This is a genomic window from Paraburkholderia sprentiae WSM5005, from assembly GCF_001865575.2.
Taxonomy (GTDB): Bacteria; Pseudomonadota; Gammaproteobacteria; order Burkholderiales; family Burkholderiaceae; genus Paraburkholderia; species Paraburkholderia sprentiae.
The window spans coordinates 2,253,167-2,267,062 of sequence record NZ_CP017561.2 but is presented as its reverse complement, the minus strand read 5'-3'; the positions used below and the strand labels follow the sequence as shown (position 1 = coordinate 2,267,062).

Sequence of the window (13,896 nt, the reverse complement as noted above, 5' to 3'; positions counted from 1 at the left end):
GCTGCGCATCCACCCAATCCACCTCAGAACGCGTAATACGGCCCCTGGCCGGCCGACGTATCGCGCGCCGCAATCGCCGTGTAAATGCGTTTGCCGTAAAAGAATGGCAAGCCCCAGCCGAAGCCCTGACTCGCATTGCCGGCGAGATTGTCGAACGCATTGTTCGACGACGCGAACAGCGTGCTCGAATTGCCGATGTCGAACGACACCGTGCTCGACGCGCCATCGATGCCAGTGATCGACGCGCTCGCCGACAGCGTCGAAGTCGGGCAGTACCAGAAGCCGCACAACGGGAACTGCGTCGAGTGGAAGAACAGGCCGTTCGAGCCGCTGTCGAGATAGCTCACCGCATAAGTCTGGCCTCCCGAGGTCGTCGTCACATAGCCGGTCGCCGAGTTTGCCTTGAGGACGTTCGTGCTCGTCAGCGTGTTGTTCGCCTGGGTGCCGATGCCGAAGATCAGCGAGCCCGACGCGCTGGCCGCGCCCGCATCGGCGACGGCCGGCAGGTCGATGACGACGCCGTTGTTGTCGATCGGGAAGCTGCTGACCGGATTGGTCACCTGCTGCGCGAGCGGCTGCGCGGTCGCGGTGCAGCCGCTCGTCGAGCAGCTGTAGTACCAGCGCGGCAACGCCGAACTCGAGCAGCCGCTGCCGCAGTCGACCGGAAACAGACCGACGCCGAGGATGCCATTCGAATGGAGGCTCGACACCGTGAGCAGCGACGCGCCGGAGTTGGCGCAATCGGTGGGCGCGGCGGGCAGCGCGGTATCGGCGATCACCTGGATCGGAATCGATGACGCCTGTTGGCCCGCCATACGAACATCCGCGGTGCGGATCGCGCCCCACGCGTAGCCACTGCCGAACACCGCGCACTCGGCGCTCGCGCCGCTGCCCGCGGTGATGGCCGGCAGCGACAGGGTCGTAGGCAGCGCCGACGCGAGGATGCGCAGGCCGTTCGAGCCGGTGTCGACCTGGATATTGTCGATCGTCGCGCAGTGGCTGGTGCCGGCCTCGCAGACGGTGACGCTCGTCGTCAGCATGTTGCGGGTGTTGCCTGGCGATACGCCGACCGTGACCGGCTGCACATTGGCCATCGTCGATTGCGGTACGTTGGTGCTCTGCGTCGTGTTCGACGGGCTTGTGGCACTGCTCGTCGAGGTCGGCGTAATCGTTGACGGCGTCGAGCCCGAGCCGGACGAGCCCGGCGAGCTGGCCGGGGAACTGCCGCCTCCGCCGCCGCAGCCGACGAGGGCCGCGCAGCCGAAGAGAAGCAGGGCATGCAAACGCAGGGCGGATTTCATGGCGTGGCGGTCCGTCGGATGGATCTCAGGCGTGAAGGGTGCGCGGGGTGCGCGCAACGCGTGCGGAGCGCACGCGTTACTGGATGTCGTCGGCGGTGACACCGGCGGGCAAAGCCGCCGGCAGCCACGCGCGTCCGACGTAGCCCCGCATCGGTCCGCCGGACTCGACGATCACGTCCGGGCGCGTGACCCGCGACGCGTGCAGATTGCCGCTGCCGGCCGCCGCCGAGGCGCCCGTCTTGTATGAGTCGCCGTATTTGCCGAGCAGCGCGTGCAGATCCGGCATCGTCGGGCCTTGCCACGCGTAGGCGACGATCTGGCCGGTGCTGGTCGCATATTCGTTGATGGTCGTATTGCCGGCGTCGGTCCACGTGCGCTCGCGCAGTGCGCCATTGAGCAGCATGCGCGGCGCGCCCGCGCCCGGCACCGCCTGGCTCGGCATCGTGCCGCCCAATTCGGCATGCGCGCCGACGCTCGCGCAGCACGCGACGAGGGCGACAACCGATGCGATCGCAGCTGGATTGAGACACGACTTGTACATGTGGCCTTCCTCGTTTGGCGCCGTGATTCTTATTGAGGCAACTCGTTTGACGTCGCCTCGGTTTTTGGTGCTCTTCGCGAACCGCGGCGGATGTGGCCGCCCGGCATCGCGAAAATCAAGCCGCATGCAGACCGGAAGCGCTGATTCGGCAAGCCTCCGGCGAGATCCTCGCACACTCCCGATGTCAACTCGAAAGTGTTAGGGGGTGTTAAATTTACCTCATAGGAAGGTAAATAGAATTTGCGGGCAAACCCCAGTTTTTGCACACACCTCGCCGGGACCGGTAAAATGTTGGGTTGATCCACGGAACTTGCCGTGGCGTTGCGGAAGGATTCCCCGAACATGACTGATCTTCGTCTCACCAAGCGGTTTGCAGCAATGCTCGTGGCAGGCGGTCTGGTCGCCGGCTGCGGCACCTCGTCGCCGACCAAAATCGACTACAAGAGCGACTCCCGTTCGAAGCAGGTATCGCTTGCCGTCCCGCCGAACATGATCGACGAGACGTCCGATCAGCGTTCGCTGCCGCCGCAGGGCGGCGAAACCTCGCTGTCCACGCTCAAACAGGTGCAGGCCAAGGCGCCGGCCGGCGACGTGGCCGCGGTCGTGCCGCCCGTGCAGGGCATGCACATCCAGCGCGACGGCACCGAAAGCTGGCTCGTGCTAGACAATAAAACGCCCGATCAGGCCTGGCCGCAAATCCGCCGCTTCTGGCAGGAGCAGGGCTTCCTGCTCGTCGTCGACCAGCGCGACAAGGGTGTGATGGAAACCGACTGGAACGAAACCCATGCGCAGATCAACGACGGCTTGATCCGCAACACGCTGTCGAAGGCGATGGGCAACAGCTACGTGAACTCGGAGCGCAATAAGTACCGCACCCGTCTCGAAGCGGCGCCGAACGGCGGCACCTATGTGTTCGTGAGCCAGAAAGGCATGCGTGAGGCGCTCACCGGCACGAACAACGAGTCGACTCAATGGCAGCCCAAGCCGAATGACCCGGCGCTTGAACAGGAGTATCTGAAGCGTCTGATGGTCTCGCTCTCGCGGGCCGATTCGGGTGCCAACGCGGGTGGCACGCGCAACGCCGAACTGTCGCCGGCGGGCACGCAGATCGCGCCGAACGCGGCGACGGCGGGTGCGAAGTCGGGGATGGCCGCGGTCGCCGCGCAGAACGTCGCACTGTCGGCCCAGCAACCGATGCCGGACGCGGATTCGGCGAACGCGTCGGCGCAGGTTTCGTCCACCGAACTCACCCTCGGCGAGCCGTACGACCGCGCATGGCTGCGCGTGGGCCTCGCGCTCGACCGCAGCAACTTTACGGTCGACGACCGCGACGTGAGCCGCGGCCTGTATTTTGTGCGCTACGTCGATCCGAAGGATCTGTCGTCGGCCGAGCAGGGCTTCTGGAGCCAGGTCTTCCACGGCAAGAAGGAGAAGGTCGCCAAGCAGTATCGCGTGAACGTACGCGCGGTGACGCCGAACCAGACCCGCGTGGCCGTGGTCGACGACAAGGGGCAACTCGACGAAAGCTCCCAGGCCAAGCAGATCATGAGCCTGATGGTCGACCAGCTACGCTGACACGAGAGCCTCGCGGCCAACACCGCCGGTTCGACAAAACCGCCCGGAGAAATCCGGGCGGTTTTTTTTTGGCCAAATTCGCGTACTCAGGTATCCGCGCGCCGCGTTCCTACCCACGGCAAGCGTTTGACCACGCCGGTCGCCAACGCGGTGCCGACCAGAATCACCGCACATCCTTCGAGCATCCCCGGTGACACCGTCTCGCCGAGAAACAACGCGCCCCACAGAATGCCGAAGATCGGAATCACGAAGGTCACGGTGATCGCGCGTGTCGGCCCGGCGACCGCGATCAGGTGGAAGAACAGCATGTACGCGACGCCGGTACAGGCGACGCCGAGCGCGATCACCGCGCCCCACGCGCGTAGCGAAATCGGAGCGGCGGGCCAGTAGATCACCGCGAGCGGCAGCAGCACGATCGTCGCGCCGATCATCGTGCCGGTCGCGACGCTCAGCGCGTCGACGCCGGTCAGGTGACGCTTCGTGTAGTTGGCGGCGATGCCATAGAGCAGCGTGGCGCCGAGCGCGGCGCCGGCCGCGAGCGCGACGGTAAGCGGCGAGGCGGCCGAGCCGGCCGGCGCCGCGATCTGATCCCACACGAGCATCAGCACACCGAGAAAACCGATCACGAGACCCAGCGTGCGCAACGCGCTGAGCCGGTCGCGCAACCACAGGAAGCCGACCAGCGCGCCCCACAGCGGCGCGCACGCATTGATCACCGACGTGACGCCCGCGGACAGCGTCAGCTCCGCATACGCGAACAGGCAGAACGGAGCCGCCGAATTGAGAATGCCGACCACCAGCAGCGGCAGCGCGCGCTCGCGCAACACCGTGACCGACTGTTGCAGCGGCCGTCGCGCGATCAGCACGATCGCGAGAAAGAGGGCGCCGATGCCGACGCGCAGCGCCATCAGCGGCGCGACGCCGAAGTCGCTGACGCCGACGCGGATGAACAGGAACGACGCGCCCCACAGCGCGGCGAGGATCAGTAGTTGCAGCAGGTTTCTGGCTTTCATTGGAATGGCGCCGCGCGCAGTTGAGTCGCGACGCCAGCGCATCGTAACAGCGCGAGCGCGCGAATGTTTCAGTGCTGGATGAAACGGCAACATCCGGTAGACGGCCGCGTCTGGTGACGTCGATCGTAAGCGCTGCGAGGGCGCGCGCCAAACGAGCAATTGTCACGGATATGTGAGAAAAATTGCGATCCGGCGCAGCGGCGGTGGGAGCGGCATGTGAAGCGGCCTGTGAAGCGGCGCCCGCGACACGCGGGCGGCCGTGCGAAACGATGTGGTTCGCCTCGCGCCGTTATCGGCGCGACCTCAATGCGGAATCATCCACTGCAGGAAGTTCTGCTGCGCCCAGACGAGCACGCCGAGCAGCACCGTCAGCAGAATCGAATGCTTGAAGGTCTTGGCGAACACGACGCCTTCCTTGCCCTTCAACTCGGTGGTCGCGACGCCGGTCGAAATGTTCTGTGGCGAGATCATCTTGCCCATCACGCCGCCCGACGAGTTGGTCGCGGCCATTAGCACCGGATTCAGATTGAGCTGATTGGCCGCGACCACCTGCAGATTGCCGAACAATGCGTTGCCCGACGTATCGCTGCCCGACAGGAACACCGCGACCCAGCCGAGGAACGCCGATACGAGCGGAAACAGCGGCCCGACCGACGCAGCGCCGAGACCGAGCGTATAAGTGAGTCCCGAGTAGTTCATCAGATACGCGAGGCCGACGATCGTCGCCACGGTCAGAATCGCGATGCGCGTCTGCACCCACGTATCGGCGATCGCCTTGCCGAACTCCGCCGGGGAGAGCCGTACGATGAACGCGGTGATGAGCGCGGCGACGAGGATGGCGGTGCCGGTCGCGAGCGGTTGGAAGTCCCAGATCGCGCCGTACGGCGTGTTGTACAGCGTGATGAACACGGCCTTGTCGAGACCCGGCCACGCCACCTTGATGTCGCCGATCGTGAAGATCTTCGCGATCGTCCAGACGATCACGACGACCGACACGATGATCCACGGATACCAGCCCTGCGCGCCGCCGATCTTGCCACGTACGTCGCTGATGCGATCGACGTTGACCGCGAATTTCGGATCGGCGGCGGGCTTCCAGACGCGCAGGAACGCGACGGTGACAATCAGCGAAACCAGCGAAGACAGCACGTCGGTCAGGCTGTAGTTCACGAAGTTCGAGACGACGAACTGGGTCAGCGCGAAGCTCACGCCCGACACCAGCAGCACCGGCCAGATCCGCAGCATGTTGCGAAAGCCCGCGTACACGCCGATCACATAGAAGGGCAGCAGGACGGCAAAGAAAGGCAATTGCCGCCCGACCATTTTCCCGAGCATATCGGATGGCAGATGCGTGACCGCGCCGAGCACCGTGATCGGCACGCCGAGCGCGCCGAACGCGACCGGCGCGGTGTTGAAGATCAGCGTGAAGGTCAGCGCCTCGAGCGTTGGAAAGCCGAGCATGATCAGCAGCGAACTCGTGATCGCGACCGGCGTGCCGAATCCGGAAATGCCCTCGAGCAGCGCGCCGAACGAAAAGCCGACCACGACGAGCACGATGCGCCGGTCGTTCGGCAGGTTGTCGATCATCCACAGACGGAACGCCGCGAAGCGACCCGAGCGCTGCGCGATGTTGTACAGCAGGATCGCCGTGAATACGATCCACATGACCGGCCAGATCGCGAACACGACGCCGGCCGCGACCGAATTGAACGCGAGCCCGACCGGAAACTGCCAGACGGAAATCGCCACGATCAAACCGACGATCAGTCCCGCGAGCGACGCTTGCCACGCGGGCCTGCGCGCCCAGCCGAGCAGCGCGAGCACGACGATGATCGGCAGCGCGGCGACGATGAAGGACGGAAAAAGCGAATTGCCGACCGGTGTGAGTAGTTGATGAAACATCACGTCTCCTTCGTTGTTGTGTAATTCGACGCGGGGGACTGCGCGTGACGGCGCGTCGCTGTGGCTCGGCGGACGCTCGCGAGTGGCCTCGACAAAGCGGCGCCGCCTGAGTTAAGCGGGTGCTGCGTGAAGCTTTCCAAGGATAGGGCGCCATACCGGCGCGTCAAGCCGGGAAAGTACGGGCGGGTAGGCGCTGTGGTATGCGACACGCGCGCCAAAACGGCTTATGCAGGAATGTGCGTGCCGGCTGCTGCAGTGCCGGCGCGAGCACGCTTCGCGACGACAGAAGAGACGTCAATGGTGGTGCCCGCCCCAATGCCCGCCCCAGTGCCCGCCCCAATAACCGCCGAAGCCGATCGCGATCGATGGTCCGTAGTACGCGGGGTAGCCGTAATAAGCGGGGTAGGGATAAACCGGTGGCGGATAGTAGGCGGGGTAGACCGGCGGTGCCACATACACGGGCGCGGGGACCGCATAACCGGGCTGCTGATCCTGCGGCGCGACCTGTGCTTGCGCGTGGGCTTGAGGCGGCTGCTGCGAATCGGCCGTCGATGCGGTTGGGTCGGCGGTGGTCGCGGGCGCGCTCGCATAGTACGACGGGTAATAGGCGGCGGGATAGTAGCCGGCAGGGTAATAACAACCTGCTAAAAAGAGGCTCGAGGCGAGCGTGGAAATCACGGCGGCGGGCCGCGCGAATCTTGCGAGACAACGGGATGAATCGAGTGGCGTCGCGCGGCGCACCACGCAAAGATGGGTGACGATGCGGGACTTCATGGCGCGCTCCTCGATGAACCGATGCCGCTTCGCGCGACATCATTGTGGGGAGCTTACGCTTTTGCCGCAGCAACGCTGCGGCAAAAGCGCAATCGTATATTTCAGTCTATTTCCACGCTCGGACGCAACGCTCACTTGCCGACCTGGTTGCCGATGACGCCGCCCACCGCGGCGCCGCCCAGCGTCGACCACCCGTTGCCGCCGATCGCCGCGCCGGCCGCACCGCCGACGCCCGCGCCGATCGCGGTGTCGCGTGTACGCGGGGACATGTCGTTGCATGCCGCGAGGCCCGCGACGAGTGAAATGGTGGCCGCGATGGTGCCAACACGAGTCCCGAGTTGACGGATCGATTTCATGATGCTCACTCCGTTCGTTGTTGGAAACAGACGTTTTCCTCTGTTCAGCACGCAACGTGCCAGCCCGCGGCGGAATAAAAAAGCCCGCCATGTGGGCGGGCTCCGCTACTGCTGCGCTGGCTCGCGTAAATCGCGCAAGCCGCTCACGGCGCTTACTGCCGCTGATAAATCTCCGCGCCCTGCTTCATGAACTCGATGGACTTCACCTCCATGCCTTTCTTGAGCGCTTCGTCGTCGGTCACGCCTTGTTGCGCGGCGAATTCGCGTACGTCCTGGGTGATCTTCATCGAGCAGAAGTGCGGGCCGCACATCGAGCAGAAATGCGCGACCTTGGCCGAATCCTTCGGCAGCGTTTCGTCGTGGAATTCGCGCGCCTTGTCCGGATCGAGACCGAGATTGAACTGGTCTTCCCAGCGGAATTCGAAGCGCGCCTTCGACAGCGCGTTGTCGCGCACCTGCGCGCCCGGATGACCTTTCGCAAGGTCCGCGGCATGCGCGGCAAGCTTGTACGTGATGATGCCGGTCTTGACGTCGTCCTTGTTCGGCAGGCCGAGGTGTTCCTTCGGCGTCACGTAGCACAGCATCGCGGTGCCGAACCAGCCGATCATCGCGGCGCCGATGCCCGACGTGATGTGATCGTAGCCCGGCGCGATGTCGGTGGTCAGCGGCCCGAGCGTGTAGAACGGCGCTTCATCGCACCACTCGAGCTGCAGGTCCATGTTCTCCTTGATCAGCTGCATCGGCACATGGCCCGGACCTTCGATCATCACCTGTACGTCGTGCTTCCACGCGATCTGCGTGAGCTCGCCGAGCGTCTTCAGCTCGCCCAGTTGCGCTTCGTCGTTCGCGTCGTAGATCGAACCGGGACGCAAGCCGTCGCCGAGCGAAAAGGCCACGTCGTAGGCCTTCATGATTTCGCAGATATCTTCGAAGTGCTCGTACAGGAAGCTTTCCTTGTGATGCGCGAGACACCACTTGGCCATGATCGAACCGCCACGCGACACGATGCCGGTCATCCGGTTCGCCGTCAACGGCACGTATTGCAGACGCACGCCCGCGTGGATCGTGAAGTAGTCGACCCCTTGTTCGGCCTGCTCGATCAGCGTGTCGCGGAAGATTTCCCACGTGAGATCTTCAGCCTTGCCGTTGACCTTTTCGAGCGCCTGATAGATCGGCACCGTACCGATCGGCACCGGACTGTTGCGGATGATCCATTCGCGCGTTTCATGAATGTGCTTGCCGGTCGACAGATCCATCACCGTGTCGCCGCCCCAGCGGATCGCCCACGTCATCTTGTCGACTTCCTCGCCGATCGACGACGTCACCGCCGAGTTGCCGATGTTCGCATTGACCTTCACGAGGAAGTTGCGGCCGATGATCATCGGCTCGCTTTCCGGGTGATTGATGTTGTTCGGGATGATCGCGCGGCCTCGCGCGACTTCCTCGCGCACGAACTCCGCGGTGATTTCGGTGAGGCCGTTCGGACCGAACGCGCTCGCGCCGAATGCCTGGCCGGGGTGCTGGCGGCCCATCATCGCGGCGAGCTTCGCACCGTTCGGGCCGCTCGTCTTCAGGGTCTCCAGGTACTCGGCGCGGCGCTGGTTTTCGCGAATCGCGATGTATTCCATTTCCGGCGTGACGATGCCTTGCTTCGCGTAGTGCATCTGCGTCACGTTGGCGCCGGCGACCGCGCGGCGCGGCGTGCGATGCAGTCCCGGAAAACGCAGCTGCGCGGTGGCCGGGTCGGCGGCGCGCTCGCGGCTGAAGCTGCTCGATAGACCCGTCAGCGGTTCGGTGTCGGCGCGCTCCTCGATCCACGCCTGACGCAGCGCGGGTAGGCCGGCGCGGATGTCGATCTTCGCGTCCGGGTCGGAGTAGGGGCCCGACGTGTCGTACACGTAGATCGGCGGATTCTTCTTTTCGCCGCCGAAGCTGTCGGGCGTGTCGGCCTGCGAGATTTCACGCATCGGCACGCGGATGTCGGGGCGCGAGCCGCTCACGTAGACCTTGCGCGAATTCGGCAACGGCGCGACGGCCGCCTCGTCCACATGGGCTTCGGCGGAAATAAACTTCGGATTGGCGTTCATGTAAGTCTCCGTACAAAGTGGGGCGGCTAAGCAGGAGACTGAGATGGAAGTGGTCGGAAATCGCGGAGAACTGAGGCCGTTAAAGCAGGGTGCGAAATCCGTACGCTTCCCTGCGCTGGCATTATCCAGATCAGGTTCAAAGGGTATTTCTCACCCACGCAACACGGACCTCCAGCTCCGCGCTACGCAGGACCCCCGCGTTAGCAGCGCACACGATACACCGCTCGCCCGCGGTTTGGCAACCTGTCCGAATGGTTCAAAAACTTACAGCGAGGAAACATCCGGCTTACAGCGAAAAATCGTCGGCGGCTTCGGGCTGATACAGGATCTTGTGCAGCTTGAGCACTTGCTGATCGCCGCTGGGTGGCGTGAAGCGGATGCTCTCGCCGCGGCGCGCGCCGAGCAGCGCGAGACCGGCCGGCGAGAACACGTTCAGGCGTCCTTGCGCGAAATCCGCGTTCGGCGGATAGACGACGGTCCACGTCATCTGCTCGCCGCTCGCCGCATCGATCAGCGTTGCTTGCGAGTTCATCGTGACGACGTCGGCGGGGATGTCGTGCGAGTCGACGATCACCGCGCGTTCGAGCACGTCGTCGAGCATCTGCTGCAGCTTGGCGTCGGCGGCCGCGTATTTCTCGAGGCGGGCCACGTCGAGTTCGGTCAGATAGCAGGTTTTGATCTTCTTCATCATCATCACTCCAGATAGGACCGGTGAAGGAAGGCCGCGTGCAACGACCCAACGCGGGCGGTTGGCGGGTGAGTGAGCGAATGGGAAAGCCCGGAGCCCGGCGACGCGGCCCTAGGTATCAGCGGGCTACGTCAGCGAAGGCGCCGGGCGGCGTGAAGCGGGAGCGTTCGGGACGTCTCGCCGGTGCCGTGCGACGCGACGCTCGCGGGCGCCCAGCCGCCTGCGCGGCATGGGCGCAAGCGGGAGAGAGCACGAAAGGTCGGACGACGCACAGAAGTCACGGGCAAAACGACCAAGTGTTGACAGCAGAGCGAATGGGAAGTGTCGCGCGACAAAACCGGAGGCCGCGCGGCAGCAGCGAGACGAAAGGTTCATGTTAGCACGCTGTCTCGCGCACTTCTGTTCGCGGCGTCGCGCCCCGTCGATTTGTCGCTTTGTGCGGTGCCAGATGGAAGTGATGTGGTCCGCATTGCGTTCAAGCCACTCGGAAGATTGCCGTTAAACGAAGTGCAGCGAAGGCCGCGCTCCGGCGAAGCGATTCGCGGGATGGCGCGTGAAGGGCGCGAGGCGACTCGCGCCGAGTGACCGGAGAGAGGTGCACATGAAAGCGGAAAGAAGGCGGTGGCGATCGTTCGGTCGCACGATCGCGGTCGCGGCGTTGCTCGCCGCGCCGCTAGCGGCGCCGGCGGCATCGAAGGTGACGGGCGGAGTGATCCGGTTCGTGGGAATGATCGTCGCACCGCAGATGCAGATCAGCGCGGAGACGGCGCCCGCCGGCGTCGCTGTCGGTAGCGCGCGCGTGGCGGGTCAGCGCTTCTCGCGCACCGTGACGTTCAGCGCGCCGCCGGGCTTCGTCAGCGGGGCCGACGTCGCCCTCGACGTGAACGGCAGCACGAGCTCACGCGATCTGCTGGCGGCGCGTTTCGTCGACGGCACCGGGCGCGTCGCGACGGCCCGCGACGGCCACTACGCGGTCGATCGCACGGGCGGCGTGCTGTCGTTGAACGCGAAGCGTACCGATACGGACACGCGCGTGACGGTGGTGATCAGTTACGACTGAGCCGAGCGAGATTTTGTCGGGCTCATCCCACGCCGGAAATAAATTAAAAGAGGCGTGTCATAAGCGGCCGCGCGGTTCGACAAACGTGCAGATTACGATCGGAGCACGTCATGTCGACCGCGCACAATCGCTCGATACTTCAGCGCTTTACGTCTTTTTCCGCACCCGCCGCCGGCCTCGCGCTTGTTCTGCTGAGCGGTTCTGGCATCCGTGCGGCCGACGCGGCCGGTCCCCGGTGCACCACGCACAGCCCCACGCACCGGATGGCGCTCGTCGAGTTGTACAGCAGCGAGGGCTGCGACAGCTGTCCGCCCGCCGACCGCTGGCTCGGTCAATGGAAAAGCGCCGGCGCCGCGCACGGCATCGTGCCGCTCGCGCTGCACGTCGATTACTGGAACAGCCTCGGCTGGACCGACCGCTTTTCGCAGCATCGCTTCACCGAACGTCAACAGACGCTGACCCGTCTGGCGGGTGCGCACACGATCTATACGCCGGAAGTCTTCGTCGCGGGGCGCGAGCTGCGCGACTGGTCGCAACGCGACCGCTTCCAGCGCCGCATCGACGAACTGGGCGCCGAACCCGCGCAGGCGAGCGTCGCGCTTGCGCTGAGCCCGCATGCGCCCGGCGCGTTCGATGTCGATGCGCAGTTCAGCAGCATGGCCGCAGCCAGCGCGGGTCCGTTGAGTGCCTATCTCGCGGTCTATGAGAACGCGCTGACCTCGCAGGTCGGCGCGGGCGAAAACCGCGGCGCGACGCTGCATCACGAGCGCGTCGTGCGTGCGTGGTTCGGGCCGGTGCCGCTCGTCGCGGGTCATGCGCGTATTCTTCAGGATATCGACGTACCTGGTGCGCCCGACGACGCGCAAGCCGCCCCCACCCCCCACGCCGCCGCCGCCGCCGATCGCTTCGGCGTGGTCGCCTTCGTCGAAAGCGACGCGAGCGGCGAAGTACTGCAAGCGGCCGACCTTCCCGCGTGCCGTTGATCGACATCGCGCCCGCCGCATTCTCCACCGCTGCTCGAGGAGAGCCCCATGGCCACGCCCCACCCCTTGCGCCCCAGCGCACCGGCCGCGCCCGCCGCACCGAAGCGCGGCGTCATTCACCCGCGATGGCTGCGCATCACGCATTGGCTGAACGCGCTCGCGGCGATCGTGATGATGCTGTCGGGCTGGCGCATCTACGACGCGTCGCCGATCTTCCCGGCGTTCAGCTTTCCGACCGCGATCACGTTGGGCGGCTGGCTCGGCGGCGCGTTGCAATGGCACTTCGCGGCGATGTGGCTGCTGGTGATCAACGGCGTCGTGTATGTCGCGCTGAATCTCGCGAGCGGGCGTTTCGTGCGCAAGTTCTTGCCGCTGACGCCGCGCTCGGTGCTGCGCGATTTCGTCGCCGCGTTGCGCGGGAAACTGTCGCACGACGATCTGCGCGTCTACAACGCGGTACAGAAATTCGCCTACCTGTTCGCGATCGCCGATCTGATCGTGCTCGTGCTGTCGGGTCTCGCGATCTGGAAGTCGGTGCAGTTTCCGCTGCTGCGCGAACTGATGGGCGGCTACGACAACGCGCGCGTCGTGCACTTCAGCGCGATGTCGTTGCTCGCCGCGTTTCTTGCCGTGCATCTGGCGATGGTCGCGCTCGTGCCGCGCTCGCTGCTCGCGATGCTGCGCGGACGTTGAGCCGCGGCAGACCATGCTGATGCAGAACAGAACGCAGCGCGAACTCGTTATGGAGACCGAATCATGGACAAGCCGATAGACAAGCCAGCGGGTCGACCCGCGCCGCGTGTCGGCCGCACGCTCGACCGCGCATCGATCCTGCTCGATGCGAAGCGCGAACTGGCGATGCCGTCGCGGCGCCTGTTCGGCAAGCAGCTACTGACGCTCGGCGGCCTGTCGATGCTGACCGGCTGCTCGCTGACCGACGACGCTTCGGTGAACCGCTTCCTCACCGCCGTGTCGCGGTTGAACGATCGCGCGCAAGCTGCGCTGTTCGATCCGCGGCAACTCGCGCCGACCTACACCGAATCGCAGATCACGCGGCCATTTCCATTCAACGCGTACTACGGCATCGACGACGTGCCGCACGTGGACGGCTCGGATTATCAATTGAAGCTGAGCGGTCTCGTCACCGGCCAGCGCGCGTGGACGCTGCCTGAGCTGTACGCGCTGCCGCACGCGGAGCAGATCACGCGACATATCTGCGTCGAAGGCTGGAGCGCGATCGGCCGCTGGGGCGGCACGCCGTTCGGCGATTTTCTGCGGCGCGTCGGCGCGGACACGACGGCCAAGTACGTCGGCTTCAAGTGCGCGGACGACTACTACGAAAGCATCGACATGCCGACCGCTTTGCATCCGCAAACGCTACTGACGTTTTCCTACGACGGCGAGCGGCTACCCGCGAAATACGGCTACCCGATGAAGCTGCGCATGCCGACCAAGCTCGGCTACAAGAATCCGAAGCACATCGTCGAGATGTTCGTCACCAACACGTATCCCGGCGGCTATTGGGTCGATCAGGGCTACAACTGGTTCGGAGGCTCCTGACGCATGCGGGCGCACGCTCGCTTGCGGCAGCGGCTTCGGAAGCACGCCGGCTCTCG

13 protein-coding genes and 1 riboswitch are annotated in these 13,896 nt (G+C 65.0%); of the genes, 5 read left to right on the top strand and 8 right to left on the bottom strand.

All coding sequences use genetic code 11. The features are described from left to right. Positions 1 to 23 precede the first annotated feature (23 nt). Both BJG93_RS10310 and BJG93_RS10305 read right to left on the bottom strand, forming a co-directional pair. Positions 24 to 1,301, bottom strand: coding sequence for a DUF3443 domain-containing protein (locus BJG93_RS10310; protein WP_027198192.1), 1,278 nt, complete (start codon positions 1,299 to 1,301; stop codon positions 24 to 26). Positions 1,302 to 1,377: 76 nt separating this feature from the next. Then, positions 1,378 to 1,842: a DUF2844 domain-containing protein gene (locus BJG93_RS10305; RefSeq protein WP_027198191.1), complete on the bottom strand. Its 465-nt coding sequence runs from the start codon at positions 1,840 to 1,842 to the stop codon at positions 1,378 to 1,380. Between the two features lie 342 nt (positions 1,843 to 2,184). Between BJG93_RS10305 and bamC the strand changes: the two genes are divergently transcribed. Then, positions 2,185 to 3,417: an outer membrane protein assembly factor BamC gene (gene bamC / locus BJG93_RS10300; RefSeq protein WP_027198190.1), complete on the top strand. Its 1,233-nt coding sequence runs from the start codon at positions 2,185 to 2,187 to the stop codon at positions 3,415 to 3,417. An 86-nt stretch (positions 3,418 to 3,503) separates the two neighbouring features. Here the strand turns inward: bamC and BJG93_RS10295 are convergent, their stop codons facing one another. The 6 genes from BJG93_RS10295 to BJG93_RS10270 form a co-directional block, all read right to left on the bottom strand. Next, a complete protein-coding gene (locus BJG93_RS10295; RefSeq protein WP_034480060.1) occupies positions 3,504 to 4,430 on the bottom strand; it encodes a DMT family transporter in 927 nt (308 codons plus the stop codon). Positions 4,431 to 4,733: 303 nt separating this feature from the next. Next, the gene (locus BJG93_RS10290; protein WP_027198188.1) at positions 4,734 to 6,332 is read right to left on the bottom strand and encodes an L-lactate permease; all 1,599 of its coding nucleotides are present in this window, start codon (positions 6,330 to 6,332) and stop codon (positions 4,734 to 4,736) included. Between the two features lie 294 nt (positions 6,333 to 6,626). Beyond that, a complete protein-coding gene (locus tag BJG93_RS10285) occupies positions 6,627 to 7,106 on the bottom strand; it encodes a hypothetical protein (RefSeq protein WP_027198187.1) in 480 nt (159 codons plus the stop codon). Between the two features lie 131 nt (positions 7,107 to 7,237). After that, the gene (locus BJG93_RS10280) at positions 7,238 to 7,462 is read right to left on the bottom strand and encodes a glycine zipper 2TM domain-containing protein (RefSeq protein WP_027198186.1); all 225 of its coding nucleotides are present in this window, start codon (positions 7,460 to 7,462) and stop codon (positions 7,238 to 7,240) included. 152 nt (positions 7,463 to 7,614) lie between these two features. Next, complete coding sequence (gene thiC, locus BJG93_RS10275; protein WP_027198185.1) at positions 7,615 to 9,549, bottom strand: phosphomethylpyrimidine synthase ThiC; 1,935 nt, start codon at positions 9,547 to 9,549, stop codon at positions 7,615 to 7,617. An 89-nt stretch (positions 9,550 to 9,638) separates the two neighbouring features. Next, positions 9,639 to 9,756, bottom strand: a riboswitch (TPP riboswitch). Positions 9,757 to 9,835: 79 nt separating this feature from the next. Next, a complete protein-coding gene (locus BJG93_RS10270; protein ID WP_027198184.1) occupies positions 9,836 to 10,237 on the bottom strand; it encodes a GreA/GreB family elongation factor in 402 nt (133 codons plus the stop codon). A gap of 601 nt (positions 10,238 to 10,838) precedes the next feature. On the opposite strand from BJG93_RS10270, the gene BJG93_RS10265 reads away from it, so the two are divergent. The 4 genes from BJG93_RS10265 to BJG93_RS10250 all read left to right on the top strand — a co-directional run bounded on the left by BJG93_RS10265 (position 10,839) and on the right by BJG93_RS10250 (position 13,840). Further along, complete coding sequence (locus tag BJG93_RS10265) at positions 10,839 to 11,297, top strand: hypothetical protein (RefSeq protein WP_027198183.1); 459 nt, start codon at positions 10,839 to 10,841, stop codon at positions 11,295 to 11,297. A gap of 110 nt (positions 11,298 to 11,407) precedes the next feature. Next, positions 11,408 to 12,280, top strand: coding sequence for a DUF1223 domain-containing protein (locus tag BJG93_RS10260; protein WP_027198182.1), 873 nt, complete (start codon positions 11,408 to 11,410; stop codon positions 12,278 to 12,280). A 48-nt stretch (positions 12,281 to 12,328) separates the two neighbouring features. Then, positions 12,329 to 12,973, top strand: coding sequence for a cytochrome b/b6 domain-containing protein (locus BJG93_RS10255; protein ID WP_027198181.1), 645 nt, complete (start codon positions 12,329 to 12,331; stop codon positions 12,971 to 12,973). A 63-nt stretch (positions 12,974 to 13,036) separates the two neighbouring features. Then, the gene (locus BJG93_RS10250) at positions 13,037 to 13,840 is read left to right on the top strand and encodes a molybdopterin-dependent oxidoreductase (RefSeq protein WP_027198180.1); all 804 of its coding nucleotides are present in this window, start codon (positions 13,037 to 13,039) and stop codon (positions 13,838 to 13,840) included. Positions 13,841 to 13,896: the final 56 nt, after the last annotated feature.